We start from the raw sequence: 24,781 nt of genomic DNA, 5'->3' as shown, positions 1-24,781 counted from the left end.
GTTCAAGCACCACGCCCCGGGCCGCTAAATCCCTGAAAATTGCGCACCGCGCCAAGAGGCCCCGGGCGGGCCCTGCCGCCGGTGCGACGCTCCCGGGCACCGGGATTCCGCTCCGGGTGTGTCCTCTCGCCTCCATGTGCGCGCTTGAAGTGAAAAGCGGGCGAGGGACGCAACACCCGTTCTTGAACGGCGAGAATGGAAACAATCGCAGCCGGTGACCTCGGTCACTGCTCCCCTCTAGGAGCCCCCCATGAGCTACCGCATCCAGTCTGGTGACACCCTCTCCGCCCTGGCCCAGCGCTACGGAACGTCCGTGGACTCGCTGATGAAGGCCAACCCGCAGATCACCAACAAGGACCTCATCTACGCGGGCAAGACGCTGAACATCCCCGGCTCGCGCGACAGCTTCGAGTCCGGCAGCCAGGGCGTGCGCGGCGGCGGCAGCAGCGCCGGCGCCAACAACAGCGGCGCGGGCGACGTGTCGGCGCCTCCGGGTGGCGCGGGCCCGGCCACGCGCGGCCCCGGTGGCAGCCCGTTCGACATCGCGGTGGCGCAGCTGGGCAAGAACGCCGGCTCGCTGAAGCTCGAGGGCAGCGGCGTGGGCGCGGACATGGAGGACTGGGTCCCCAACAACGTCAACTGCGCCAACTTCGTCTCCGCGTGCCTGGAGCAGGCCGGGCAGATCAAGGACAGCCAGCACAGCGCCTCCGTGATGACGCTCCAGGCGAACCTGGACCGCGACCCGAACTTCCAGCGCGTCAGCCTGAAGGACGCCAAGCCCGGCGACGTCGTCTCCATGAAGGTGGGCAGCGGCCAGCACGTGGTGATGTTCGCGGGCTGGAAGGACGGCAAGGCCCAGTTCATCGGCTCCAACAACATCAACTCGGACGGCTCGCAGCGCATCAGCTACACGTCCATGAACTACCCCATCATGTCCGTGCACCAGTACCGGGGCTGAACAGACCCTGGAGCCGGAGCCCCGACGGGGCCTCGCCCTTCCCACGCCGGGAAGGGGGAGGCCCCTTCTGTTTTTCCGGGGGCATGGGCCTGGCCGCCTGCCCTCGAAGGCACCCGGAGTGGCGCGGGCTGCACATTGCCAATGGCCTACCGTCCAGGGTTGGACGTTCCCTGGACACAGGGCCTTTGCGGACGGGGGCGGACGGGGGGAGGCTCCCGGTTGCCATGCGAAGCCTCATCCTCCTCGTGGAAGACCATGTCGACAGCCGTGAGATGCTGGAGGAGTTCCTCACGCTGGAAGGGTTCGCCGTGGAGGTCGCCGGCAACGGCCTGCACGCCTGGGAGCGCCTGCGCAAGGGCCCCACGCCGGACGTGATGCTGCTGGATTTGATGATGCCGGTGATGAGCGGCTGGGAGCTGATGGAGCGCGTGCAGAAGGAGCCGCGCCTGAAGAACCTGCCCGTCGTCGTCGTGTCGGGCGCGGGCGCCACCCGCCCCGTGCCGCAGGGCATCCGGGCGTCCATCCCCAAGCCGTTGGACCTGGACGACCTGATGCGCGCGCTGGAGCCGTTCCGCTCCTCCGCGCAGTCGCAGTTAGCCGCCGGTTACTGAGCCGCGGCCGGAGCCGGCCGCGCCGGCTCGCGAGGCAGGGTCACGCGGAAGACGGTGCCCTCGGACGCGCGCGAGCGCACCTCGATGCGGCCCCCGTGGCCCTTCACCACCTGTTCGACGATGTAGAGCCCCAGCCCCAGGCCGCCGTGCGTGTTGCCGCCCGCGCCTCGCCGGAAGGGGTCGAACAGGCGCGGCAGCAGGTCCGGCGGGATGGGGTCTCCGCCGTTCTGCACCTCCAGCACCACGTGCTGGTCCGCGTCCGACAGCGTGAAGCGCACCGGTGAGTCCAGCGGGCTGTACTGGAGCGCGTTGCCGCCCAGGTTGCTCACCACCTGGAGCAGCCGGTCCGCGTCCCAGGAGCCGTCGTAGCGGCCCGGGCCCACCGTCAGGGTCAGCGTGCGCTCCGGCCACGCCGCCTCCAGCTCCTCCACCGCCTGGCGCACCACCATGCGCACGTCGCCGGGCACCCGCTCGATGGGGATGCCGCCGCCCAGCCGGCTGCGGGTGAAGTCGAGCAGCTCCGAAATCATCCGCGCCATGCGCTCGCTGGAGCGCGCGATGCGGGACACCGCCTTGCGGTCGCGCTCCTGGAGCGCGTCGCCGTGCAGCAGCTTGGTGACGGACAGCTGGATGGCGTTGAGGGGGTTTCTCAGGTCGTGGCTGACGATGGCGATGAGCCGCTCGCCGAACTGCGCCGCCTCCCGGGCCGCCTCTTCCGCGCGGCGGCGCTCGGTGACGTCCACCAGCGTGACGACGCCCGCGACAATCTGGTCGTCCCGGTCGCGCACGGGCGCGCTGGAGCCCAACAGGTGCGCGGTGGTGCCGTCCGGCCGGCGCACCTGCAGCGGCTCCGCCTGGCGCGTCTCACCGGTGCGCAGCGCGCGCGCCATGGGCCACGCGTCGTCCGACAGCGGCTCGTTGTCCGCGGTGAACATCTGGTGGGCCGCTTCATAGTCCGCGAGGCTGGCCGAGGGCCGGAACGGCTGGCCCAACAGCGACTCCAGCGCGCGGTTGCCCAGCAGCAGCCGGCCGCTGGGCGCTTCCGCGATGAGCACGCCCGCGGGCAGCTGGTCCAGCACCGCCGCCAGCCGCGCGCGCTCCGCTTCAATGGTGGCCAGCAGGCGCTGCCGCTCGGCCTCCGCCTGACGGCGCTGGGTGATGTCCAGCACCGTGGCGGCGCGGCCCACGCGGCGGCCCGTCGCGTCCCGCAGGGACGTCACGTGCACGAACGCGGGGAAGCGGCTGCCGTCGCGGCGCAGGTGCAGCGCTTCGTATTCGTGGAACGGCTTGGAGCTGGCGGCGGCCATGTGCCGGGGCAGCGCGCCCCGGGACTCGGGGGCCACCAGGTCCTCCAGCCGCAGGCCCTTGAGCGACTCCACGGGCTGGCCGTGCATGCGCGCGAGCGCGGGGTTCGCGGCCACGAACGCGCTGTCATCCGCGCCCATCACCGCCACGCCCACGCCCAGGTGCGTGAAGATGTCCTCCCAGCGCCGGGGGCCGGCCGCGTCCGGGGCCCCGCCCTGCTCACGCGCCGCCTCCGCCGCCTCGCGCGACGCGAGCATCCGCGCCTGCACGTGCGCCTCCAGCGCCGCGGCCTCCACCGCGTCCACGGCGTCGTGGAAGCGCTCCACCTGGGCGGGGTCCTCGCCGCCCTGCTCGCGCCACATCCGCAGCACCGTGTCGCGCAGGCGCCGGAAGTTCGTCGTCGTGGGGTGCCCGTTGGAGCCCTGCACCAGCAGCGACAGCTCGCGCGCCACGGCGTCGGAGACGCGCGCGTCCGGGTTCGTCATCCGGGCCGCCACCGCGGACAAACCATGGGAGAAGGTGTCGCCGGTGCCGGGGGCTTCGTGGAGCCATGCGTCCTGCAGGACGTCGCGGGACTGGAAGAGGAAGTCGGCCAGGGGCAGGGACACGGTGCGCGGCTCGTGGGGCAAGGGGACCCGGAGGGTCGGCCAGGACGGAAGCGTTCCTCCGCTTTAGGCCCCCGCTCCCGATGCGACAAGGACCGTCTGGTGGCCTGTCAGGAGGAAGGCGAACGGACCAGCACCAGCGGTGACAGGGCCGTCCACCGCAGGAGCCCCGCGCCCGGCTCCACCCGGTAGCGGACCTGGAAGCCGCAGGCGAGCACCACGGCCCCCTCCCGCCTCGTCCCCGGAAGGGACAGCATCCTGCTCGCGAGGGCCCCCAGCTCCGATTGCAGGGCCTGACGCACCGCGGGCGTACACGCCGTGAGCGCTCGCACCACCGGCGGTTCCAGCTGGCAGCGGTAGGCCATGTGCGCCGCCCAGGGTGTTCATCTACAGCCCAACTGCAAGATGACAGTGGGGCGGTGATTGGAGGGGTCAGCGGCCGGGCGTTGAGGGAAGACAGTCCCCGGGACGCACTGTCGGGCAGGCGACGCTGTGGAGCCCGACAGCCCCAGGGCCGCTTCAAGACCCCGAGGGAAAGCGGGTCGAATCGGGGAATGGCCCTGGGAGTCCATCACCTGTTGCTCGTCGAGGACGACCGGTCCTGGCGGGAGGGTGTGGACCGGGCGGCGCGGGAAGCGGGCTTCGTGGTGTCGTCCGTGGCGGACGGCGCGGAGGCGCTGGACTGGCTGCGTCATCGCCCGCGCGCGCAGCACCCGGACCTCATCCTGTTGGATCTGGTGTTGCCCCGGGTGGATGGCTGGGAGGTCTACGGCCAGCTGCGCACGGACGCGCGGCTGCGGCACCTGGCGGTGATGATGATGTCCTCGGCGGGCGGGACGCCGGAGGTGCCGCTGCACGGGGTGGTGGGCTTCCTGCACAAGCCGCCCGAGCCGGATGCCCTGGTGCGGGCCCTGTCCGAGCGGCTGCGCGAATTGCCCGGACGCCCGACGGAGCCGCCGCGCCTGCCGTACACGCTGCGGCTGTCGGATGAATCGCTCTACGCGCTGCATGCCCTGCCGGCCCCGGTGCGTCACGCGGTGCGCGTGCACCTGTTGCGGGCCGCGGAGCTGTCCGCGACGGAGCTGCCGCTGGCGTCGTCGTGGCTGATGGCGCTGCACAGCGAGCAGCCCTCGCTGCTGGTGACGGTGGAGGGCGTGCGCGTGGTGCTGGAGGTGGACGACGCCGCCTGCGCGCTGACGGCGAACATCGTCATCGTGCCCAGCCACCTGCGCTGCGCCTGAGGCGAAGACTCAGACCACCGGCACGCGGTGGACCTCACCGGAGTGCAGGTCCAGCCACACCACGCGGCCGAACAGGTCGTGGACGACGCACCAGTCCTCCGTGAGGCGGACGACCTGGGGTGGCGTGCCGGAGAACTCCACCGTGGCACGGGCGTGGTTGGCGCTGTCTCGCAGGACAGCCGTGTGCAGTTCGTCCTTCTGGAAGCGCGTCACGCGCCAGGAGTTCGTGCGCACTTCGCCCACGCGATTCGAGTCATGAAAGGTCGGGAGGTGGAAGCGCCGGGTGACGACGGGGGCCAGGTAGGGCCAGGGGCCGAGGTCGAGCTCCTCGGAGACGACGATGCGTCCGACCATCGCCTCACCGTCGGGCGTGAGCGCGAGCGAGGCCGGTGACTCCCGCAGCGATTTGATGTCCTCGCGCCCGCGCAGGACAGGGCCGCCTGGCAGTTCGTAGCACCAGCGCTCCACCCGCTCGAAGACCTGGGCCGGGGTGAGGTGCAGGACAAGGAAGGACAGGTGCTTCGCGTCCACGGCCATCAGGAGCACGGTGCCGCCCACGTCCGGCACGCGCCACAGCGAGCGCGGCTCGGCGGCGAGCGTGTCCACCATGCTCACGGTGTTGCGTGCGGCGGTGAACCACCGCTCGCCATCGTAGGTGGGCGCCCACGCTTCCAGCTCCAGGTCGCACCAGTGCGAAGCCCGGCGCTCCATCAGGTCCAGACGCGACACGCGCCAGGGGTCTCCCCGGCGCGCGAGCGCGAGGGCGCGGTTGCCCTGTTCGGACAGCACCAGGGAGAACGCCGGCACGTCGAAGCCCGCGAGCGTGCGTCCGTCCGGGCCCACCAGCCGCGCGCCCGCCTCTCCCAGCGCGAGCAGCACGCGCCGGCCCGGCAGCACCACGGCGTCATGCACGGCATGGGCGCCCGCGTGGCTGCGGTCCATCCACACGCGCACGTTCGGCAGGTCGGGCGACGCGGCCCAGGACTCCCGGGTGGAGGGGCGCGGTGTCGGCAGGTCCGTGCGCAGCGCGGCCAGTGCCGGATCCTTGAGCGCGTGGAGCTGCTGGAGGAGCTTCGCGTTGGACGGGAGCCCTTCCACCGCCTCGTCACGCATCAGCGCGCGCACGGTGGGGACCAGGAGCGCGCTCCGCGCATCGGAGGCGCTCTCGCGCAGCAGCTCCGTGGCGAAGGACAGGCGCTCCGGAGCGCGCAGGGGCGTGTCGTCCGACAGCAGGGTCTGGATGTCCTTTCGCGCGGCACCGAAGCCGTCCGGAAACCCGAGGGCCAGGCGCGCCAGGAGCTTCGCGCCGCCCATGCCACCGGCCTGAATGCCCCGCTCCACCCAGGCGCGCGCCACGTGCCGCGCGGAGGCCACCGGCCATGCCGTGTCCACCGCGCGAGGCCAATCTCCGGCCTCCGCGAGCGATTCCGCCCACAAGAGGCGCAGGGCCTGGGCCTGCGTGGGATGGGTCTTCTCCAGGCGCAGCACGGCGTCCGCGAACACACCCGAGCGCCGCGCGATGGCCACCGCGCGCTCCACGTCCTTCGCGAGGAACCACTGACGCACCACGAGGCCCGGCGGAAGGTTGCGGCCCTCGGCGAGCTCCGCCGCGAGCAGGAAGCGGCCGTGGCGCTCCAGGAAGGACACGGCTTCTTCCGCCGCGTCCAGCAGCTCCGCGAGGACGAAGGCGGCCTCGTCGATGCGGCCTTCGCGCTCCAGGCGGCGGAAGGTCTCGCGGTAGCGCTCGCGCAGCGCATCGAACACGGCGGGACCGCCGCCGAAGGTCTGCGCGGCGCCACCGCGTCCACGGGGCTGGATGCGCAGCGTCTCACGAGGACCGGGGACCCCGAGCGCGAGCTTCGCGCGGGCATCCAGGTCCTTGCCCAGGGGGATGGCGTGGCGCAGGGCTTCGTCGAGGTTGCCCTCTTCGAAGAGCTCGAAGAGGTGGCGCAGGTAGTCGCCCTTGCGTTGGCCCACGAGCTGCCCCAGGAGCGTGTTGCGGAGCATCCACTCCTTGAGCTGTTCGAGAGCACCCGGGCCTTGGGGTTCGGCGGGCTGTGCGCTGGTGCCCGAGGTGGATGCAGCGTTCGTGGTCACGGAGAACATGCTCCGCACCCAGTCGAGCCATCCCGCGCGGCGTGGGGCCAACGTGCTTCCCGGTGCGCCTTCCGTCTGTGGGCGGAAGGCCCGACGCAGCCGCGCGAAGAAGCCCTCGCGCACCGCAGGGACCTCCCGCCCCGCCATGCGCGCCAGCATGCGCTCCGCTTCGGGCGCGAGTGCGGGCACGCCGGGCCCGAAGCGCTCACGCGTGGGTGGAGGCACGGGCTCCAACGCGACCTTCACGGGTGGCGGCGGCGCGCCCAGCCCCTTCACGCTCACGTGCCTCCACTCCGACACGTCCAGCCATGCGCCCGGATCCACCTGACGCAATTCCCAGGGCCCGTACATCCGCGCGATGCCCGCGTGCACCAGCACGACGGCGTCCACCGGGGGCGCCAATCGCTCGCGCTCCTTCGGGCTCAGCGGCGCGCTGGTGAGCACTCCGGACTCCAGCACCAGTGGCAACCCGGGCGCGGACTCCACGGCGCACAGGCCGGGCGTGGCCAGCTTCAACAGGTGGCCTCCCGCCAGCGCCCAGACCGTGGCGCCGGGCCTCCAGGCTTCCAGCACGCGGCGGCGCGCCTCGGCCTCGCCCAGGATCGCCGGGTGGAACCAGTACGCCGCCACCTTCACCGTGCCCCGGTGGACCTGGACCCGAGGACGCACGGCCTCCGGCGCGGGGCTCACGGCGTGGCCTCCGGCACGGAGCGGTACAACACCGTCTGCTCCATCAGGTCCCACAACACGAACTCTCCCGCTCGCGTCAGCCATCCGAACACCGGCTGCCCATGGCTCGCCGAGGCCTGCACCACGGGGCCGCTGGCCACCGCGAGCGACCGGGGTGCCTGCCCCGAGAAGAAGTGGAAGGAGCGTTGATCCGGATGCAACGCGACCAGGCCGGGCGGGGACGGCGCGGGCGGCTGCACCACGCCCACCACGCGGAAGCCTTCCGGCACGGGGACGACCGTCACGCCCGTGGCCAGGAACAGCTTCCACTCCAGTTCCTTGTCACGCACCGCCAGCAGCCCTGCCTCGGGATGCGCCTCCGACGGCGAATAGCCGAAGTACGCCTCCCCGTGCCGCGCGTTGATGGGGACGAAGCGGGCCGGCTCCTCGCCCAGCACCTTGAGCCGCGAGATGATTGCCCGCCCCTTGCCCAAGCTCTGGGGCCGCAGCACGCAGAGCGGGCGCGAGCGCACCTCCGCCATGGCGGAGACCGCCTCTTCCTCCTGGATCAGCGCCGAGGTCCCCCCAGGCGACGGAGGCACCAGCAAGAACAACCGTCCCAGGCCGTCCCGCAGCCACACGCGTTCCCACCCGCGCGGATCCACCCAGCTCATGAGGCTCGACGGGGGCGCACCCTCCTCGATGGCGGGCTGTGGGTGGTTCTCCACCGCGTGGTAGCGCGCCCTCCGAAGGCCTTCCGGCGTGCGCACCTGTCCGTGCATCACGTAGCTGTCCCTGTGCCTCGCGAGGACGAGCAATCCACCCGAGGACCGCCATCCCGCGGCGACCACCTGCTGTCCGGGATGCACGAAGATGCGCCGGGGCTTGGGCACGGTGGCGCGCGGAGAGTGCGGCACCGCCAGGGCCTCGACGCCGCCATTCGCGGAGAACAGCAGCACGCGCCGGCCGTCCCCGGCGAAGGCAAACTTCACGATCCGCTGGCCCGCGCCACGCGTCTGCCATTCGGAGGACGCCCGGCTGGAGGCGAAGGGATTGCGCAGCAGGCGCAGACAGTCGTCCGGCGGTGGGAGTTCCAGCACCACCGAGCGCTGCTCCCGGCTCGCGGGCCGCACGTCCACGGCAAGCCGGTGTGCACCGGGCTCCATCGGCTCGGAGACCTCCACGCGGGACATCCCCGCCGCGCCCTCCAGGCAGCCCAGTCGCGAGGAGCCCACGAGCCACACGTCCTCGGGCGCCTGGGAAAGCTCCAGGGCATCGCGCCACGCGGCCAGGTGGAGCGCGGACGCGGGCGCGTTGGAGCGGGCTTCAAGCCACGCGAGCAAAGACGTGCCGCCCAGCCCCTCATGGGTGGCGCGAGCAGGGCCGGTCTGGAGCGCGCCCCAGGTGAACGCCGCGCCCACGGCCTCCGCGCGGCGCGCGAGCACGACCAGCAACGCGAGGTGCGCGATGCGCGGCAGGCCCAGTTGATCCGGTCCCACGTCCAGCAGCACCACGGTGCGCCGGGCTCCTTGCGGCTGACGGAACGCGGGCTTGAGGAACGACAGCTCGCCGAACGCCGCGCGGCGCACCAGCTCCTCCGGTGCCTCCAGGGCCCAGAGCCATTCACTGACGAGCAGCCGGTCGAAGGGCCCCCGGCGCGCGAGCCCGTCATAGCCCTGGGGTTCACCACCGTCGGCATCACCGCGAGGCCGCAGCGTCCCGACGGCCGCGGACAGCCGCGCCACGTGCTGTCCCAGGTGCCGCGCCAGGTCCTCCGGGAAGAGCGCCAGCTGCGCCGCCCAGGGGCGCAGCGAGGGAGGCAACGCGTTCACGACGCCGCCTCCGGCGGGGTCAACCACGCCATCAGCGAAGCGCGCGCGACAGGCTGGGCCGCCGCGACGGAGACGAGCACGCCAGTCCCCGGCAGCACCGCGAGCGGCGCATGGCCCCGCCCCGCGAGCAGCGCGCGCTCCAGCAGCGAAGGCGCCACATCCGGCTCCAGCGCGCAGGGAAGGAGCAGCGCGGGGGCCAGCGGATCACGTCCCAGGTACACCGCGCCATCCACCCACGGCAGTGAATCCGATGCGCCCAGCAACACGAGCACGTCCGGACCCGCGACACCGGTCCACGACGCGAGCACGGCGTCCCCGGCCCGCGAAGCACGCTGTCCCAGCGCGAGCGCCACGGGCCCGACGCCAGCCACGGCCACGGGCTCCAGGGGAAGGGCCCGAGGCCGCCAGCGCACGGCAAGCCCCGCGACGGCCGGTTCCGGAGGCGGCCTCATGACACCGTTGCTCACCCCCGCACTCTAACCCCAACAAAGCATCGCGCTGTACAGCGCACGAGGACCCCGCCCATGCTCCCGGGCATGAGCACGACCCGGATCCGCCAACACGTGAAGGCCCCCCGCTCGAGCGTCTACCGGGCCCTGCTTGACGCCCGAGCGGTCCAGACGTGGATGGTGCCCGAAGGCATGACGAGCCAGGTGCACGTCTTCGAGCCGCGCGAGGGAGGCGCGTTCCGCATCTCACTCACGTACGACGCGCTCACGGAGACCGGCAAGACGACCGCGCACACCGACACGCATCACGGCCGCTTCGTGAAGCTCGTGCCGGACGAACAGGTCATCGAAACCACCGAGTTCGAAACGGCCAACCCTTCGCTTCAAGGCGAGATGCGCATCACGTTCACGCTCAGCGACGCACAGGACGGAGGCACGGACCTCGACGCCGTGCACGAAGGCCTCCCACCCGGAGTGCCGCCCGAGGACAACGAGCTGGGCTGGAAGATGTCCCTCGCGAAGCTCGCGAAGTACGTCGAGCACCCCGTATCACCGTGACGGCAGCTCCCGCGCCGCGACCTTCGGCAGGGCGCGGTACTCCTCCGTCAGCACGAAACCATCCCCCATGTTGGTGACGCGGGTGAGCGCGTAGAAGTCCTGGAAGCGGTACTCCGCGCTCGCCTGCCTCAAGAGCCCCTGTCGCAGCTCCTCCACACTGCCCTCCCCGTCCCGCTTCACCGGTGGCCCCGCCAGCGTCACGAGCATCGCGTTCGCCGCGCGGAACGTCGCGCTGATGGGCGCTGGATCCACCGCCCGGCTCACGGCAGTCACGGACACCAGCCGGTCGTCCGCGCCGAACGTCACCCACAGGCTTCCCGCTTCAACCCCGGGAACAGCGCCGCCGGCACCTCTTCACGACCCCAGCGCGGGCCGGGCCTGCGCGGGGCTCTCTCCCCGGTGGGCGGCCGCGAAACGCTCTCTCGCGGCCTCCTTCTGCTCGGGGCTCTGCTTCGCGTCGTATCCCAGCGGACATCCCGCGGCGGACGTGGCCTGGGGCATGGACATCCCCATCCACTTCAACAGCGGCCTGTCCGTGAGCGCCGGCATGTTCTGCGGGCCCGCGTACGTCTTGCCATCCGTGTACTGGATGGATTCCGGCCCGCCATGGGCATAGACGAGGAACGCCGCCAGCTTGCCCTCGAACGTGGCCGCGTCGTCCGCGTACGCCGGGCCCTTGCTGGCGTCACCGATATGGGTGAAGGACTCGCCCAGGTTCGCCGTGCCGCAGATGCCCTTCAGCTCCGCGAGCGTCTTCGCGATGATGGACTTGTTTTGTTGTCGTCATCGTCGCCACAGCCCGCCAGCAGGGCCGCCGAGGCAATGGCCAACGCCGCGAAGGTGTTTCGCATGAGGTGTCCTCCCGTGGATGGAATGCCTCCGGCACGCCGCACCGAAGGCGGCCGTCCCGCTGGCAGCCACCCATACGGAGCCCCGCATGCGTTGGATTCCGCCGGATTTCCGGAAAGGACTCCTGGACCGCGTCACGCAGCGCGAGTGCTCGACTCTTCCAGCACCGCCGCCACCGCGCCGCGCAGCTCACGCAGCGCCTGCGGCAGCGCTTCCGGCGCGAAGCCCGCGTCCATCTCGCGCGCCACGCCCTCCAGCTTGAGCCGCCACGCGGCCACGCCTTCCGCGTCCACGGGCCGGGACTCCAGCAGCGCGTGTCCCGCCTGCGCGATGCGCCGGGCACGGGCCAGCGGTCCCGCGCTCGCCTCCAGCGCCGCGGCCGGCAGCGCCGGGTTCTCCGACGCGGACAACACGTCGCGCAGCACGTCGCGCGCCAGCGCCTGCGACTCCTTCGTGGGCACCGCGTAGACCAGCGGCCACAGGTCCGCCACGCCCGGCGTCGCGCGGCCCGCCAGCGCCGCCGCGGCCGCCACCAGCCGCTGCACCTTCACCGCGCGCCGGTCCGACAGCGCGATGCCCGCCGCCCTCAGCGTCCGCAGCGCCTGCGCCAGGTGCGGCCGCACCGGCCCCAGGTCCGCGCGCCGCGCCGCCTGCGCCACCACGTCCAGCGACTGGAGCGACGCCACGCGCGGCGCCACGTCCCCCCACAGCGACGCGCCCCCCTCCAGCAGCTCCTCCAGCCGGGGGTCCGGCACCGGCTCCACGAAGATGCGCGCGAGGAACCGGTCCGCGAACGCCGCCAGCGCGTCGTCCTCCGGCAGCGCGTTGGACGCGCCCACGCACACCCGCAGCGGACACTGCATGCGCGTGTGGCCGCGCCGGAAGGTGCGCTCGTTGAGCAGGCCCAGCAGCGTGTTGAGGATGTCGGTGGAGCCCAGGAACACCTCGTCCAGGAAGGCCACCTCCGCCTCCGGCAGCATGCCCGCCGTCTCCGTCTCCACCAGCCCCTCGCGCAGCTTGCGCAGGTCCACCGGCCCGAAGATTTCGGACGGCTCCGTGAAGCGCCCCAGCAGATACTCGAAGTACGAACCGCCCAGTCCGCGCGCCGTCCTGCGCACCGCCTCGCTCTTCGCCGTGCCCGGCGGGCCCACCACCAGCAGGTGCTCGCCCGCCACCGCCGACAGCGCCACCAGCTCCACCATCGCCTCGCGCTCCACCAGGCCCCGGCTCGCGCCGGTGAGCGCGTCGCGGACCTCGGCCGCCGCGACCTCGAAAGAAACGGACATGCCCACAAGCCTAGCCCCGCCCCCGGTCCGGCATACAGTGGCGGCATGGATACGAAGTGGAAGTGGCTGGCCCTGGCGGGCGTCCTGTGCGCCGGGCCCGCGGGCGCGGACGGGTGGCACGGCTATGCCTCCCTGGGCGCCGGCATCACCCTGGATCATTTCAGCGACTGGCGCGCCAAGGGCCCCGCCCTCCAGGCCTGGCTCGCCGTGGAGACGCCCCCCGGCCTGTCCCTGGGCGTCGTCTTCGAGACCACCCAGACCTGGGGCCAGCAGTTCGCCGAGGCCCGGAACCCGTCCGAGATGAGCCGCGTGCAGCTGGACTACACGGCCGTGGGCCTGGAGGCCCGCCTGCGCTTCCTGGGCGACAAGCCGGTGACGCCGTGGCTGGGCGCGCGCCTGGCCAAGAGCTGGTCGCAGCCCTTCACCCCGGACAGCCTGGGCCAGCTGCGCCGCGAGGACTTCGACGTCACCAGCATGGCCTTCCGTGTCGGCCTGGACGGCTGGATTTCCGACCGGTGGGGCATCTCCGTCGCCACCGCCATCCAGTTCTGCGACGTGAAGTTCACCAAGGCCACGGACGACACCAGCGCCAGCGCGGGGGTGAGCGTGGACATGTGCGCCAAACCGCTCCAGACCATCGTCGCCGGCCCCGTGCTGCGCTTCTAGCGCGGGTACAGTGCGCGCCCATGAACGCGCCGCCGCCCCCCACCTCCGGCCCCCGCTGGCTCTACCTGCACGGCTTCGCCTCCGGCCCGCTCTCCGCCAAGGGCGTCTGGCTGGACGCGTACTGGGCGAAGCAGGGCATCCCGCTGGAGCGCCTCAACCTGCGCGTGCCGTCGCTGGAGTTCCTGAGCCTGCACACCATGCTGGACACCGTGCGGGACGCGCTGGGCACCCCGCACGACCGCGCCGTCCTCATCGGCTCCAGCATGGGCGGGTATGTCGCCGCGCGCACCGCGGAGGCCGACCCGCGCGTGAGCGCGCTGGTGCTCCTGGCCCCCGCCTTCCACTACGTGGAGCAGCTGCAGCGCCGCCTGGGCCCCCAGGCCTGGGCGGAGTGGAAGCGCACGGGCGCCCTGGAGACGGACGACCACGCGGAGAAGCGCCGCACGCGCGTGCACCACGGCATCATGGAGGAGGGCCAGCTGATGGACGCGAAGCGCGGCCCCTGGCCCGACGTGCGCGTGCCCACGCTCATCATCCACGGCCGCCAGGACGACACCTGTGACGTGCGCTATTCGCGCGAATGGTCCAAAGGCAAACGCCACGTCCGCCTGGTGGAGGTGGACGATGGCCACGAGCTGACGGCCTCGCTGGAGCTCATCGCGCGGGAGGCGGATGCCTTCCTCGCCCCATGGCGGGGTGTGGAGCAATCCCGGCAGGTGTTCACTGGCGGCTGACCCGAGCACGTCCCGTGTGGCCGCCTCGCTTGCGCCGCGAACGCGCCGGTTAAGGTGGCGGCCATGAACCGCGAATACCACCGCTGGCACAGCCCGCGGCTGAACCGGGACATGGAAGTGCTGCTGTACGGGCACTCGGGCGAACCCGTCATCCTGGTACCCACCAGCAAGGGCCGCTTCTTCCAGGCCGAGGACTTCGGCCTCATCGCCGCCATCACGGATGGCATCAACGCGGGCCGCTACATCGTGGCGTGCGTGGACTCGGTGGATGAAGAGTCCTGGTACAACAAGGACGTCGCCCCCGCCGTGCGCGTGGCCCGCCATGCCCAGTGGGAGGACTACGTGCTGCATGAGGTGGTGCCGCTCGTGCGCGGCCGCGCCTCCGGGGGACGCCTCACGCTCGCCGGGTGCAGCCTGGGCGGCTTCCACACGTACAACGTGGGCCTGCGCCACCCGGACGTCTTCCAGCGCCTCATCTCCATGGGCGGCAAGTTCGAGACGGAGGACTTCCTGGATGGCCACCACGACGAACAGGTGTACTTCCACACCGCGCCGCAGTGGCTGCCCAACCTTCACGACACCGGCCGCCTGTCCGCCCTGCGCCGCGTGGAGATGACCCTGGCCGTGGGCGAGCACGACTTCTGCCGCCCCTCCAACGAGAACCTCTCCAAGGTCCTCTGGCAGAAGGACATCCGCAACGACCTGTCCATCTGGGACGGCGGCACCCACGACTGGCCCGTGTGGCGGCAGATGATCCGCCAGTACCTGCCGGCCTGAAGTCCCCGGTGCACACCGGACATGACAAAGCCTCCGGTCGGAAGGACCCGGAGGCTTTTCGAGAAGCGCCGTGAGGACGGCGGGCTACTCGATGGGCACGAACACCTTGAAGCCGGTGCGGCCGCTGTTCGTCGTGTTGCGCTCGATGAAGTCGCTGGCGGACGAGTGGCCGTCGCCCAGCGTCACCGCCGTGTGGCCGTAGATGCTGCCCAGGCGCGAGGAGGTGCTCTCCCACGTCAGCACGAGGCCCGGAATCTTCAGCGCGTCCTCCAGGGACATGTCCACCTGGCGGAACTTGTCGCGCGGCAGGTTGTTGTCGATCTGGTTGCCGTTGCCCGACACGCCGATGCCCAGCGCGTTGCGGATGGCCCGGCTCACGCCCGTGGCGCACAGGCCCTGGCTGTTGTAGCCGCCCATGCCCATGGCCGCCGCGCGCGCCGCCTCCGCCAGCCGGCGACCCTTCTCGGTCCCGCCGGTGGGGGCCACGCCCGTCGGGCCGCCCACGTCCGCGCCGCCGCCCACACCGCGCCCGCCGCCACCGCCGCGGATGCCCTGACGGCCACCACCCGCGTCGAAGCTGTCACGCCCGGAGTGCCCGATGCGCAGCGTCCGGCCGGAGATGATGAGGTCGGGGTTCGCGATGTTGTTGTCGCGCGCCAGCTTCTGCACGGAGGTGCCGAAACGAGCGGCCAGGCCAGAGAGGGTGTCGCCAGGGCGGATGCGGTAGTTGGACATGTAAGCTCCTGGCCCAATTGTCGGATCTTCCCGGTTGGGGTTGCGTCCGATTCCCAGATTCTTGGACTTTTCGCCCTCACTGCAACTTTACGCCTCGGTAAACGCTCAGCCCTCCAGGGGCCGGAGGGTGCCGGCGCTGACGCGCCAGAAGCGCCACAGCACGGCGGCGGCCACGGTGATGAGCCCCGCGCACAGGCCCCACCAGATGCCCAGCACCCCCATGCCCAGGTGGAAGGCCAGGAACAGGGTCAGCGGCAGGCCCACGGCGTAGTGGCCCAGGATGTTGGCGATGAAGGTGAAGCGCGTCTGGCCGGCGCCGCGCAGCACGCCCGCGCCCACGCCCTGCACGCCGTCGAAGACCTGGAAGATGGCGCTCACCATCAAGAGGGGCAGCAGCAGCGGCAGCACCTCCTCCGGCGCCCCGGCCAGCTTCGCCAGGCCCCGGGGGAAGAGCGCGAACACGAGCCCGCTCAGCGACATGGCCACCGCGGCCAGGGCGAAGGCCATCAGCCCGCTTCTGCGTGCCTGCGGCGTGTCGTGCGCGCCCACGGCCCAGCCCACCCGCACGCTGCCCGCGTTGCCGATGCCCAGCGCCATGGTGAAGGTGAGGCTGGCGAAGGAGAGGGCAATCTGGTGCGCGCTCACGCTCACCGTCCCCAGCTTCGCGGCCAGCACGCCCGCCAGCGCGAAGATGCCCACCTCCGCCCCGATGTGCAGGCCAATGGGCAGCCCCACCCGGAAGGCCCGGAGCTGGTCCGCCTTCACCGGCCTGCGCGACGGCGTGCCCGGCACCGGGATGGCCTGCACCGCCCGCGCGACGATGAGCACCTCCAGCGCCGTGCACAACAGCGTGGACAGCGCCGCGCCCGCCGCGCCCATGGCCGGCACATGGGTGAGCGGCCCCGCCCACGCGGGGAGGGACGCGCCGCCGAAGACGAACAGCGGCACCAGCATCACGTTGACCAGGTTGGCCAGCACGGCGGACACCACCAGCGGCCGGGGCATCCCGATGGCCTGCAGGTACGCGCGCACCGTGAGGAAGATGAGCATCAGGGGCAGGCTGGGCGCGCGGAAGTGAAGGAAGGCGCGCACCTGGACGATCTGCTCCTCCGCCACGCCCACCCAGGGCAGGCCCGCGGGGGCGGTGATGAGCACCGCCCACAGCACCACGCCCACGAAGGCGGACAGCCACACGCCCTGCCACAGCACGTCCCGCGCGCGGCGCGGGTTGCCGGCGCCAATGGCCTGGGACACCAGCGGGTCCACGCCCATCATCAGCCCCATCCCGAAGCTGCTGACGGCGAAGAAGAGGGCGTGACTCAGGCCCACCGCCGCCAGGGCGGACGTGCCGGCCCGGCCGACGATGAAGGTGTCCGTCACGCTCATCAGGGACTGGCCCGCCTGCGCGATGCACAGGGGAATCGCCAGCCGCAGCAGGGCGCGCAACTCCCCCCGCGCGCCCTTGGCTGGGGGGGAGGATGACACGGAGGGCTCGGCGGCTTCGGGCGGCATGACGGGCCTATAAGGAAGGGATTGCGTGGGTGCAAGCGACGCAATCCCCGGCCCCGTCTGACCGCCTGCCCCGCCGTATCAGGGCGTGCTGACGGGGAACGGCACCGTGACGAGCGGCGTCTGGAGGCTGTCCACCCTGGACACGCGCACCCCCGCGTCGCTGATGGCGTAGACGTAGTCATCCGCCATCACGCTGCGGCGCACGTCCGGCGTGTAGTAGTAGGTCCACTGCGGCATGCTCACGGTGCGGAACAGGTCCGACATGGGCACCGAGCCCACCGGCGAGATGCCCGCCGCCAGGTCCACGCGGAACACGCGCAGCTCCGTGCGGAAGTTCTGCCAGTAGTTCTCATACGACGTGTAGTACCGCGAGTAGTCCGTGAACGGGATGGCCACCAGCCCCTTGGCCGCGAAGTAGTTGAAGGCCTTGTGCTCGTACAGGGCCTCGCTCCAGCCGTAGGCCTCGCCCACCAGCTGCGTGGCGACCTCCTTCGGGTTCGCCAGGTCGCCCACGTCGAAGAGGGACAGCTTCAGCGCGCTGGTGCCGCAGCAGCCACCGCCGGGGGGCGGCTCCGTGTGGATGCCCAGGGTCAGCAGGTGGTGGTCGCCCACCGGGTGCATGTACGTGGAGAAGCCGGGCACCTTCAGCTCGCCCACCTTGCGCGGGTGCGCGGGGTCGCTCAGGTCGAAGGTGAAGAGCGGATCCACCTGGAGGAACGTCACCACGTAGCCGCGGTTGCCCACGAAGCGCGCGCTGAAGATGCGCTCGCCCTCGGCCAGGTCCTCGCTGCGGCCCAGCTCCGCCAGGCGCCCGTTCTTCACGCCCAGCGTCGTCACGCGGCTGGCCGTGGTGGTGCGGCCCCACCACCAGTCCTCGTGCTCCGGCTCCGGGATGCGCGTCGTCACCGTGGTGGCCATGCGCAGCACGCCCTCGTGCTCGTCCAGGGCGAACTGGTTGATGGGCATGCCCTCCACCGTGCCGGAGCCCACGTACACCGCGCGGCCCGGCTGGCGCAGGTCGAACTTGTGCAGGTAGGTGAAGTCCTTCTGCCCGGGCTCCGCCCACCACCAGTAATGCGCGTGCGTCAGGTACAGCGACTCCTTGGACGCGTAGATGGTGCCCGGCTCCGCCACCAGGCTGGTGCGTCCCGGCGCCGCCGTGCGCGCGTCCAGGTCCAGCGACGCCACCGTCACGAAGCCCAGGGCGGACGGCGCGTTGCTCCGGTAGAAGTCACCGCAGGACGTGGGCAGCGACGTCTGCACACCCTGCGCGTCCACGTGCCGGCCCGCGGGCAGCCACTTGTCCAGCGTGTTCGCGCGGATGCTCTTCTCGTTGCTCTTGATGAGCGCGTCGATGGCCTGGGTGAGCTTCCCCTCGTCCTTGTAGAGGTCCTCCGAGTAGTCCACCCAGAACTTCACGTCCTCCGGCCAGCGGAACGAATCCGACAGCACCAGCCGCACGTTGCTGTCCACGCGGCGCGCCTGGTTGAAGACGCCGGGCAGGTAGACCTGATCCACCACCGTGGGGTGCGCCACGTCGGACACGTCCACCGTCGTCACCTTGGTGCTGTCCGCGTTGAAGTACCCGCAGCCAAAGCCGTAGCAGGCCATGTCCATCATGGGGACCATGCCGCCGTACATGCCCCCGGGCTTCGCCGGGTTGCCCGACAGGGACTGGTCCACCTGCGAGATGATGACCAGCCGGTCGTGCTCATCGAGCAGCATCTCCCGGGGCCAGCCCTCCACCTCCAGCGTCGCCGCCAGCGTGAGCTGCTCCGCGGGCCACGAGCGGTGCGCGAACAGCCGGTTGCCCGACAGCACGAAGATGCGCGTGCCGTCGTTCTGCACGAAGTCGGACTCGTGCACGCCCTCCACCTGGTTGTTGGTGCCGGTGGAGTCCTTGGGCGCGCTGCCACCCGACGCCCCGTTGCCGCTGCCCGCGGACGCGTTGTCCTCCGTGGGCATGGGGCCAAAGACGCCGCCGCCGCGGCCCCGGCCGTAGCGCTCCCAATAGCCGGGCTTCTGCTGCTCCAGGCTCGCGCGCATCTGCTTCGTCGCGGAGTCCTCGATGTAGCGCTCCAGCGCCTGGCAGTCGTTGAACGTCTCCAGCTTCAGCGACTGCTGCACGGGTTCGTTCTCCAACCCGTCCGGGGTCTTGCCCCCACCGTCACCACACCCCACCGCCAGGAGCGTGAGCCCCACCGTTCCGAAAAGACTGATGCGCATGCGTGATGCCTCCCTCGAAAGCCTCGCGGGGCGCTGCGCTCTGCCACGCGCATGCCAGGGCTGTATCACGTCCGCACTGTCTGTGATTGCGGGGGGTTGCGCCGCTCAAGGGGGCGCCCGGCGCTCTCAGAAACCTGAGGCGCGCACGGCCCCGGCGGGGGGAAAACCGAGGGTCTGGGGCACGAAGCGCACGAAGCGCTGCTGCAGCTGCGCGTCCATGCCCTCCAGCCGCAGGCCCATGCCGGTCTGCGAGCGGAACGCGCTGCCCATCCCGGGCGGGTTGCACCACGCCACCACCGCCTGCGCCTCGCAGGGCGTGCGCTGGCCGGCCATCACCAGCCGCAGGGACAGCCGCGAGCCCTCGCGCGCGGGCGTCAGCGTGCGCACGAAGAGGCCCTGGGGGCTGGCGTCGTGGCTGAAGCCGCTGAGCGTGGGGCCGCCAGGCGTGTTGAACTCCACCACGGTGAAGAAGGGAACGCGCTCCGCGGCCCTCAGGGGCACGGTGCCGGGCGACAGGCGCGCCATCACCATCGCCAGCAGCTCGTCCGCGCCCAGCTGCCGCTTGAGGAGCAGCGGCGCGCCGCACAGCTCCTGCGCGCGCTCCAGCACGTCCGGCGCCTCCTCCACGCGCGACATCAGGACCAGCGGCTTGCGAGGGAACTGCTCGCGAAGGCGCGTGGCCAGGGCCAGGGCCTCGCGCGGCAGCCGCGACACGTCCACCACGAAGCCGTCCAGCCGGTCTCCGTACGCCACGGCCTGCGCGGCCGCGTCGTCCAGGTCCTTGGCGTAGAGCACGTGCAGCCCCTCGTGCTCCAGCGCTCCGCCCAGGAAGGTGTGCAGGAAGCGGCCGCCCTCCACCAGCAGCACGCCCCTGCCGCGCGGCGGGCCCGTCCAGGCGCGCTCGCGCGACAGCCGCACCGCGGCCACCTTCGCCGCCAGCGCCTCCTGGCTCACCGGCTTGGGCAGGAAGTCGTCCGCGCCCGCGCGCCCGCAGTGCATGACCTCATGCGGTTCATCCGCCGCGGTGAACATCACCACCGGCACGTTGCGGCCCGCCGGGTGCGCCTTGACCATGCGGCAGGCTTCGTCCCCCTGGAGCTTCTCCAGGTGCAGGTCCATCAGGATGAGCGCCGGCGTGCGCTGCGCCAGCTCCGTCAGGCACGCCTCCGCCCCCTCCAGCCCCACCGCGTCGCAGCCCATGCGCGACAGGTGCAGCCGCATCACGTCCCGCGCCGTCCGCGAGTCGTCCACCACGAAGACCAGGTCTCTCGGGCGGGGAGAAAAGCCGGGGGTCATCATGACTCCCGGAGATACGCGGACTCCGCGAAAGGCACCACGCACGCGGCGCCACAACGTGCGCTGGTGGACGCCTCGTCCGTGTGCCGCGGGACGTCAGCCGCGGGGCTCGGCGCGGCCGGACAACAGCTTCGTGAGCTGACGGGCAATGAGGGCGCACTGCGCGGCGTCACCGGCGGCCAGCGCGTCCTTGCCGCCCACCAGCAGCTGCTGCACGGTGCCCACGGCCGTCTCGGCCTCCGGGCTGGGGTTCTCCCGGGCGCTCTGCTGGAGCAGGCGTGCCAGCTTCTCCCCGCGCTCCAGCAGCTTGCGGAAGGTCTCCTCCGCCTTGCGCGCGTCCACCACGCCCTGCGCCTGGGCGTAATTGGACTGCTCCTGGCCCAGCTTCTCCGCCTCGCCCTGCGGCAGGCCGGCCCGGGCCTCCAGGCGCACCAGATCCATGTTGCCGGAGGTCAGGTCGGTGGCCTTCACCGCGAGGATGCCCTCGCCGGACAGCTCGAAGACGACCTCCAGGGGCGTCTCCCCGCGGTTGGCGACGTGCAGGTTCTTGAGCACCACCTCGCCCAGCTTGTGGTTCTCGTCCTGGAACTCGCTCTCGCCCTGGTACACGGGGATGCGCGCCTCGGACTGGCCGGAGGTGCCGGGGAAGAAGATGTCCCGGGCCACCACGGGCACGCCCGTGTTCTTGGGGATGAGCCGCTTCACGCGCCCGCCCATCACGCCCACGCCCAGGCTCTGGCTGGCCACGTCCAACAGCAGCGCCTGGCCCGCCTGGCGCACCAGTTCGTCCGCCTGCACCGCGGCGCCCAGCGCCACGGCCTCGTCCGGGTGCACGTCCGTGGAGGGCGCGCGGCCGAAGAAGTCCGCCACCAGCCGGCGCACCAGCGGCACGCGCGTCATCCCGCCCACCAGCAGCACCACGTCCACGGAGCGCGGATCCATCCGCGCCTCCGCCATCACGCTCTTGCAGACGTCCAGGCAGCGGCGCGACAGCGGCTCCGACAGCGTTTCGAAGAAGCTGCGCGTGAGCGCGGTGTTGATCTCCGTGAAGCGCTTCACGCCCGCGGTGTGGTCCCCCAGGCCGGACACGGAGATGGTGGCCTCTTCGTTCTCGGTGAGCTCGCGCTTGGCCGCCTCGGCCGCCACCTTCAGGCGCCTGAGCGACTGCGCGTCCTTGGAGACCGCCTCCTGGAAGGAGTCCTCCACCTGCGCCAGCAGCCACTGGACGATGCGCTGATCGAAGTCCTCGCCGCCCAGCGCGTGGTCGCCGCCGGTGGCCTTCACCTCGAAGACGCCCGCCTTCACGTCCAGGATGGACACGTCGAAGGTGCCGCCGCCCAGGTCGAACACCAGCGCGCTGCCCTCGAAGCCGCGCGACAGGCCGTACGCCAGCGCCGCCGCGGTGGGCTCGTTGACCAGCCGCACCACCTCCAGCCCCGCGATGGCCGCCGCTTCCCGCGTGGCCTGACGCTGGTTGTCGTCGAAGTTGGCGGGGACGGTGATGACGCACTTGCGCACGTCCCGCCCGAAGTGCGCCTGCGCGTCCAGGCGCAGCTCGCCCAGGATGAAGGCGGACACCTGCGTGGCGGGCAGCACGCGGCCGGACAGCTTCACGCGCACGTCGCCCGTGGGGCCGGCCACCAGGGGATACGGCACCACCGCCTTCGCCTGCTGCACCAGCTCCGGCGTGTAGCGGCGCCCCAGGAAGCGCTTGGTGGCCCACACCACCGCGTCCGGGTGCTCCTCCCCCAGGGCCTGGGCCGCCTGCCCCACCAGGCGGTCGCCCGCCCGGGTGAGGCCTACCACCGAGGGCGTGAGGCGTCCTCCCGAGCGCGAGGGGATGAGGCGCGGACGTCCGTCTTCCACGGTCGCCACGACGCTGTTGGTGGTGCCCAGGTCGATGCCAATGACAGGTTCTTGCATGGCGAGGGTGGGGCCCACGCTATGGGTAAGCGCCCACTTCCGCCAAGTCCTGTCGCACCCAGGGCGTCCGTTGCCGGGCGCCGGCCTGCCTCCAAGGACCTCCGGAGGCCCCGGACGGCCACGGCGATCCAGCGCGGCGCCGGCATCATTGCCGCCAGGAACGCCCCATGCTAAGGGCGCCAGCGTCATGGTGAACGTCTCCATCGCCCGCCGCTACGCCCGCGCCATCCTCGACGTCGCAGCGGAAGGCAACCGCACCGACGCCGTCGCCGAGCAGCTCAACGCCTTCGCCGCCGTCGTGGGCCAGAGCCCCGAACTGTCGGACGTGCTGCTCAACCCCGCCTACAGCCGCGCCCAGCGCAGCCGCGTGGTGGAGGCCCTGCTCCAGGCCATGCCCTCCCCCGCGGAGCCCGCGCTGGCCAACGCGGTGCGCCTGCTGGTGGACCGCAACCGCCTGGGCTACCTGCCCGACATCGCCCGGCTCTACCGCGACATGGCGGACGCCCGCGCGGGTCGCGTCCGGGGCCAGGTCACCAGCGCCGTGCCGCTCTCCGCGGACGCCGTCGCCCAGCTCCAGCAGTCGCTGCAGCAGCTGACCCAGCGCAGCGTCGTGCTGGAGACCAGGGTGGACCCGGCCCTGCTCGGCGGCGTGGCCGCCCAGGTCGGTGGCACCCTCTACGACGGCACCCTGCGCACCCAGCTGGAGCAGCTGCGCCGCGAGCTGAAGTAGCTTCGAGCCTGGGCCTCACTCCCGGTGCGGCCAACGCGCCGGGTTGTCCGGGTTGCCCCGCAGTCCTAGCCAAACCTGTATTTCCCGTTGGCTCCGGGAATGGGTATACTTCTCACTAACGCGGACAAGCCCGCGTTTTCCGAGACGACCCGCCCATGCCGCAGCCAGTGTTCCAACGGCTTCCCGGAGCCCTTCCGTCCCCGGGGGTTCCCGAGGAGACCCTGCCCTTCCTGGGCGCGTTGCTCAACGCGCCGGGTTGGGGGGTGGCGCTGGTGGATGGAGACTCCCGCCTCGTCTGGATGAACGACCTCTTGGGGGCGCTGTGCGGCCGCCCGTCCGGGCTGTGCGTGGGGCGCTACCTGTCGGAGGCGTGGCCGGGCCTGGCGCCCCCCCTGTCACCGCTGCTCGCGCGGGCGCTGTCCGGTGAGCGCGTGGCGGAGGAGCTGGTGTCGGGCCGCTTCGGCGAGGTGGGCACGCTGCGCCACCTGACCGTGAGCGCGATGCCGGCGGGTTCGGCGGGGGTGCTGCTGCTCGTGCGGGACAGCTCCGCGCGCCTTCGCGAGGAGGCGGCGCTCCGGGCGAGCGAGGAGCACATGCGCTCCATCGTGGAGATCTCCTGCGACGGGTACTTCTTCCACGACCGCGGGCAGTTCCTGGAGATCAGCCCCGGGCTGGGGCGGCTCTTGGGCTATTACGAGACGGCGGAGCTGATCGGCCGGAACATCCTGGACTGCGTGGCGCCGGAGTTCCGCGCCCCCGCCCGGGACGTGATGGAGCGCGGCGTGGAGGCCCCGTACGAGCTGGCCGTGCTCCACCGCGACGGCCGCCGCATCCCCGTGGAGGTGATGGGCCGGTCCGCCACCTTCCAGGGCCGCGCGGTGCGCATGGGCGCGGTGTGGGACGTGAGCATCCGCAAGGCCGCCGAGGAGCGCCTGATGCGGATGGAGCACTTCCGCGACCAGTTCCTGGACGCGGCGGGGGACGGCTTCAAGGGCCCACTCCAGACGCTCCAGTGCGACGTGCTGGCCCTCCAGCACGCTCCGGCGATGCCGGAGGCCCTGACCGAACAGGTAGGGCGCGTGGGCCACGGCGTGCGCCGCGTGGAGCGGCTGATCCGCCAGCTCCTGGATTTCACCCGCGCCCGGCTGTCCAACGGCCTGCCGGTGCACCCCGCCCCCGTCCACCTGGGGCAGCTGGCGGAGCGCGTGATGGCGGACCGGCAGCGCGCCCACCCGGGCCGCGACCTGCGGCTGGTCACCAGCGGCGACCTGAAGGGCACCTGGGACAGCGAGCGGCTCTTCCAGCTGATGGACTCCCTGGTGGGCAACGCCCTGCACCACGGCCCGGTGTCCTCTTCCGTGGTGCTCCAACTGACGGGGCGCTTCGACGGCGTGACGGTGCAGGTGCACGACCCGGACTGCCGGGTGCCGCCGGAGTACCAGGGCACCCTCTTCGAGCCGTTCAAGCACCGCGCCCTGTGCTCCGCGGACGACGGGCTGGGGCTGTCGCTCTTCATCGTGCGGCAGATCGCCCTGGCCCACGGGGGGCGCATCTCCGTGGAGTCGGGCGCGGCGGACGGCACCCGCTTCGTCGTGTGGCTGCCCCGCGAGGACGGCCCCTCCGTCTCCGGCGGCTGAGGCCCCGAGGCGAAGGCCTCCCCTGCTTCCAGGCGTCCGGGCCCCCTCAGGTCCGGGGGGCCGGCTTACGTGCGCGATAAAGGGG

General features: G+C 71.9%; 22 protein-coding genes. 9 read left to right on the top strand and 13 right to left on the bottom strand.

Annotated elements, in window-relative coordinates; genetic code table 11:
• Positions 1 to 250 precede the first annotated feature (250 nt).
• Both D7X55_RS11920 and D7X55_RS11915 read left to right on the top strand, forming a co-directional pair.
• Positions 251 to 958, top strand: coding sequence for a LysM domain-containing protein (locus D7X55_RS11920; protein WP_120548410.1), 708 nt, complete (start codon positions 251 to 253; stop codon positions 956 to 958).
• A gap of 224 nt (positions 959 to 1,182) precedes the next feature.
• Positions 1,183 to 1,569 (top strand): response regulator, encoded by a 387-nt coding sequence (locus D7X55_RS11915; protein WP_121723123.1) that lies wholly within the window; start codon positions 1,183 to 1,185, stop codon positions 1,567 to 1,569.
• Here the strand turns inward: D7X55_RS11915 and D7X55_RS11910 are convergent.
• A complete protein-coding gene (locus D7X55_RS11910) occupies positions 1,563 to 3,482 on the bottom strand; it encodes a PAS domain-containing sensor histidine kinase (RefSeq protein WP_233609808.1) in 1,920 nt (639 codons plus the stop codon). The two genes, D7X55_RS11915 and D7X55_RS11910, sit on opposite strands and share 7 nt — an antisense overlap.
• A 107-nt stretch (positions 3,483 to 3,589) precedes the next feature.
• A complete protein-coding gene (locus D7X55_RS11905; protein WP_120548407.1) occupies positions 3,590 to 3,844 on the bottom strand; it encodes a hypothetical protein in 255 nt (84 codons plus the stop codon).
• Positions 3,845 to 4,033: 189 nt separating this feature from the next.
• Here D7X55_RS11905 and D7X55_RS11900 point away from each other — a divergent pair, with 189 nt between their 5' ends.
• Positions 4,034 to 4,720, top strand: coding sequence for a response regulator (locus tag D7X55_RS11900; RefSeq protein WP_120548406.1), 687 nt, complete (start codon positions 4,034 to 4,036; stop codon positions 4,718 to 4,720).
• A gap of 9 nt (positions 4,721 to 4,729) precedes the next feature.
• On the opposite strand, the gene D7X55_RS11895 is transcribed toward D7X55_RS11900, so the two are convergent.
• From D7X55_RS11895 to D7X55_RS11885, 3 genes are read right to left on the bottom strand one after another with little or no spacing between them, the layout of a single operon-like run.
• Positions 4,730 to 7,507, bottom strand: a complete 2,778-nt coding sequence (locus D7X55_RS11895) for a bpX6 domain-containing protein (RefSeq protein ID WP_121723122.1) — start codon at positions 7,505 to 7,507, stop codon at positions 4,730 to 4,732.
• Positions 7,504 to 9,318, bottom strand: a complete 1,815-nt coding sequence (locus tag D7X55_RS11890; RefSeq protein ID WP_121723121.1) for an LpqB family beta-propeller domain-containing protein — start codon at positions 9,316 to 9,318, stop codon at positions 7,504 to 7,506. Before D7X55_RS11890 ends, D7X55_RS11895 begins: the two co-directional genes overlap by 4 nt.
• A complete protein-coding gene (locus D7X55_RS11885; RefSeq protein ID WP_121723120.1) occupies positions 9,315 to 9,770 on the bottom strand; it encodes a hypothetical protein in 456 nt (151 codons plus the stop codon). The genes D7X55_RS11890 and D7X55_RS11885 overlap by 4 nt, the downstream gene beginning before the upstream one ends.
• Positions 9,771 to 9,854: 84 nt before the next feature.
• Here D7X55_RS11885 and D7X55_RS11880 point away from each other — a divergent pair, with 84 nt between their 5' ends.
• Positions 9,855 to 10,325 (top strand): SRPBCC family protein, encoded by a 471-nt coding sequence (locus tag D7X55_RS11880; RefSeq protein ID WP_233609806.1) that lies wholly within the window; start codon positions 9,855 to 9,857, stop codon positions 10,323 to 10,325.
• Here D7X55_RS11880 and D7X55_RS11875 read toward each other — a convergent pair.
• The 3 genes from D7X55_RS11875 to D7X55_RS11865 form a co-directional block, all read right to left on the bottom strand.
• Positions 10,317 to 10,631 (bottom strand): hypothetical protein, encoded by a 315-nt coding sequence (locus tag D7X55_RS11875; RefSeq protein WP_120548401.1) that lies wholly within the window; start codon positions 10,629 to 10,631, stop codon positions 10,317 to 10,319. The genes D7X55_RS11880 and D7X55_RS11875 overlap by 9 nt on opposite strands.
• Positions 10,632 to 10,679: 48 nt before the next feature.
• Positions 10,680 to 10,874, bottom strand: a complete 195-nt coding sequence (locus D7X55_RS11870) for a hypothetical protein (RefSeq protein ID WP_121723119.1) — start codon at positions 10,872 to 10,874, stop codon at positions 10,680 to 10,682.
• A gap of 434 nt (positions 10,875 to 11,308) precedes the next feature.
• On the bottom strand, positions 11,309 to 12,460 hold the full coding sequence (locus tag D7X55_RS11865) for an AAA family ATPase (RefSeq protein ID WP_121723118.1): 1,152 nt from the start codon (positions 12,458 to 12,460) through the stop codon (positions 11,309 to 11,311).
• Between the two features lie 45 nt (positions 12,461 to 12,505).
• Between D7X55_RS11865 and D7X55_RS11860 the strand changes: the two genes are divergently transcribed.
• The 3 genes from D7X55_RS11860 to D7X55_RS11850 all read left to right on the top strand — a co-directional run bounded on the left by D7X55_RS11860 (position 12,506) and on the right by D7X55_RS11850 (position 14,637).
• Complete coding sequence (locus D7X55_RS11860; protein ID WP_120548399.1) at positions 12,506 to 13,126, top strand: hypothetical protein; 621 nt, start codon at positions 12,506 to 12,508, stop codon at positions 13,124 to 13,126.
• Positions 13,127 to 13,146: 20 nt separating this feature from the next.
• Entirely contained in the window at positions 13,147 to 13,860 is a 714-nt protein-coding gene (locus D7X55_RS11855; RefSeq protein WP_121723117.1) for a YqiA/YcfP family alpha/beta fold hydrolase, read from the top strand.
• 63 nt (positions 13,861 to 13,923) lie between these two features.
• Positions 13,924 to 14,637: an esterase family protein gene (locus D7X55_RS11850; RefSeq protein WP_120548437.1), complete on the top strand. Its 714-nt coding sequence runs from the start codon at positions 13,924 to 13,926 to the stop codon at positions 14,635 to 14,637.
• 84 nt (positions 14,638 to 14,721) lie between these two features.
• On the opposite strand, the gene D7X55_RS11845 is transcribed toward D7X55_RS11850, so the two are convergent.
• From D7X55_RS11845 to D7X55_RS11825, 5 genes are all read right to left on the bottom strand, one after another.
• Positions 14,722 to 15,372, bottom strand: a complete 651-nt coding sequence (locus D7X55_RS11845) for a LysM peptidoglycan-binding domain-containing protein (RefSeq protein WP_199746936.1) — start codon at positions 15,370 to 15,372, stop codon at positions 14,722 to 14,724.
• A 105-nt stretch (positions 15,373 to 15,477) separates the two neighbouring features.
• Positions 15,478 to 16,884: an MATE family efflux transporter gene (locus tag D7X55_RS11840; RefSeq protein ID WP_121723116.1), complete on the bottom strand. Its 1,407-nt coding sequence runs from the start codon at positions 16,882 to 16,884 to the stop codon at positions 15,478 to 15,480.
• A gap of 78 nt (positions 16,885 to 16,962) precedes the next feature.
• Positions 16,963 to 19,110 carry a beta-propeller domain-containing protein gene (locus tag D7X55_RS11835; protein ID WP_121723115.1) on the bottom strand — a complete coding sequence of 716 codons (2,148 nt, stop codon included), beginning with the start codon at positions 19,108 to 19,110 and terminating at the stop codon, positions 16,963 to 16,965.
• Between the two features lie 126 nt (positions 19,111 to 19,236).
• Entirely contained in the window at positions 19,237 to 20,409 is a 1,173-nt protein-coding gene (locus tag D7X55_RS11830) for a TIGR02266 family protein (RefSeq protein WP_233609805.1), read from the bottom strand.
• A gap of 93 nt (positions 20,410 to 20,502) precedes the next feature.
• Complete coding sequence (locus D7X55_RS11825; RefSeq protein WP_121723124.1) at positions 20,503 to 22,329, bottom strand: Hsp70 family protein; 1,827 nt, start codon at positions 22,327 to 22,329, stop codon at positions 20,503 to 20,505.
• Positions 22,330 to 22,516: 187 nt separating this feature from the next.
• Here D7X55_RS11825 and atpH point away from each other — a divergent pair, with 187 nt between their 5' ends.
• Together atpH and D7X55_RS11815 are read left to right on the top strand one after the other, a co-directional pair.
• Entirely contained in the window at positions 22,517 to 23,059 is a 543-nt protein-coding gene (gene atpH, locus D7X55_RS11820) for an ATP synthase F1 subunit delta (protein ID WP_120548394.1), read from the top strand.
• Between the two features lie 155 nt (positions 23,060 to 23,214).
• Entirely contained in the window at positions 23,215 to 24,696 is a 1,482-nt protein-coding gene (locus D7X55_RS11815; protein WP_120548393.1) for an ATP-binding protein, read from the top strand.
• Positions 24,697 to 24,781 lie beyond the last annotated feature (85 nt).

Source organism: Corallococcus sp. AB049A, from assembly GCF_003668885.1.
GTDB lineage: Bacteria > Myxococcota > Myxococcia > Myxococcales > Myxococcaceae > Corallococcus > Corallococcus interemptor.
The sequence above is the reverse complement of the archived record's forward strand: the minus strand, read 5'-3'. Positions and strand labels throughout refer to the sequence as shown.

Coding starts and splice junctions, on each gene's coding strand:
- D7X55_RS11870 (WP_121723119.1), bottom strand. CDS start 10,874: ATGCCGGCGCTCACGGACAGGCCGCTGTTGAAGTGGATGGGGATGTCC.
- D7X55_RS11840 (WP_121723116.1), bottom strand. CDS start 16,884: ATGCCGCCCGAAGCCGCCGAGCCCTCCGTGTCATCCTCCCCCCCAGCC.
- D7X55_RS11885 (WP_121723120.1), bottom strand. CDS start 9,770: ATGAGGCCGCCTCCGGAACCGGCCGTCGCGGGGCTTGCCGTGCGCTGG.
- D7X55_RS11900 (WP_120548406.1), top strand. CDS start 4,034: ATGGCCCTGGGAGTCCATCACCTGTTGCTCGTCGAGGACGACCGGTCC.
- atpH (WP_120548394.1), top strand. CDS start 22,517: ATGGTGAACGTCTCCATCGCCCGCCGCTACGCCCGCGCCATCCTCGAC.
- D7X55_RS11830 (WP_233609805.1), bottom strand. CDS start 20,409: ATGATGACCCCCGGCTTTTCTCCCCGCCCGAGAGACCTGGTCTTCGTG.
- D7X55_RS11835 (WP_121723115.1), bottom strand. CDS start 19,110: ATGCGCATCAGTCTTTTCGGAACGGTGGGGCTCACGCTCCTGGCGGTG.
- D7X55_RS11815 (WP_120548393.1), top strand. CDS start 23,215: ATGCCGCAGCCAGTGTTCCAACGGCTTCCCGGAGCCCTTCCGTCCCCG.
- D7X55_RS11850 (WP_120548437.1), top strand. CDS start 13,924: ATGAACCGCGAATACCACCGCTGGCACAGCCCGCGGCTGAACCGGGAC.
- D7X55_RS11920 (WP_120548410.1), top strand. CDS start 251: ATGAGCTACCGCATCCAGTCTGGTGACACCCTCTCCGCCCTGGCCCAG.
- D7X55_RS11825 (WP_121723124.1), bottom strand. CDS start 22,329: ATGCAAGAACCTGTCATTGGCATCGACCTGGGCACCACCAACAGCGTC.
- D7X55_RS11865 (WP_121723118.1), bottom strand. CDS start 12,460: ATGTCCGTTTCTTTCGAGGTCGCGGCGGCCGAGGTCCGCGACGCGCTC.
- D7X55_RS11855 (WP_121723117.1), top strand. CDS start 13,147: ATGAACGCGCCGCCGCCCCCCACCTCCGGCCCCCGCTGGCTCTACCTG.
- D7X55_RS11905 (WP_120548407.1), bottom strand. CDS start 3,844: ATGGCCTACCGCTGCCAGCTGGAACCGCCGGTGGTGCGAGCGCTCACG.
- D7X55_RS11860 (WP_120548399.1), top strand. CDS start 12,506: ATGGATACGAAGTGGAAGTGGCTGGCCCTGGCGGGCGTCCTGTGCGCC.
- D7X55_RS11880 (WP_233609806.1), top strand. CDS start 9,855: ATGAGCACGACCCGGATCCGCCAACACGTGAAGGCCCCCCGCTCGAGC.
- D7X55_RS11915 (WP_121723123.1), top strand. CDS start 1,183: ATGCGAAGCCTCATCCTCCTCGTGGAAGACCATGTCGACAGCCGTGAG.
- D7X55_RS11845 (WP_199746936.1), bottom strand. CDS start 15,372: ATGTCCAACTACCGCATCCGCCCTGGCGACACCCTCTCTGGCCTGGCC.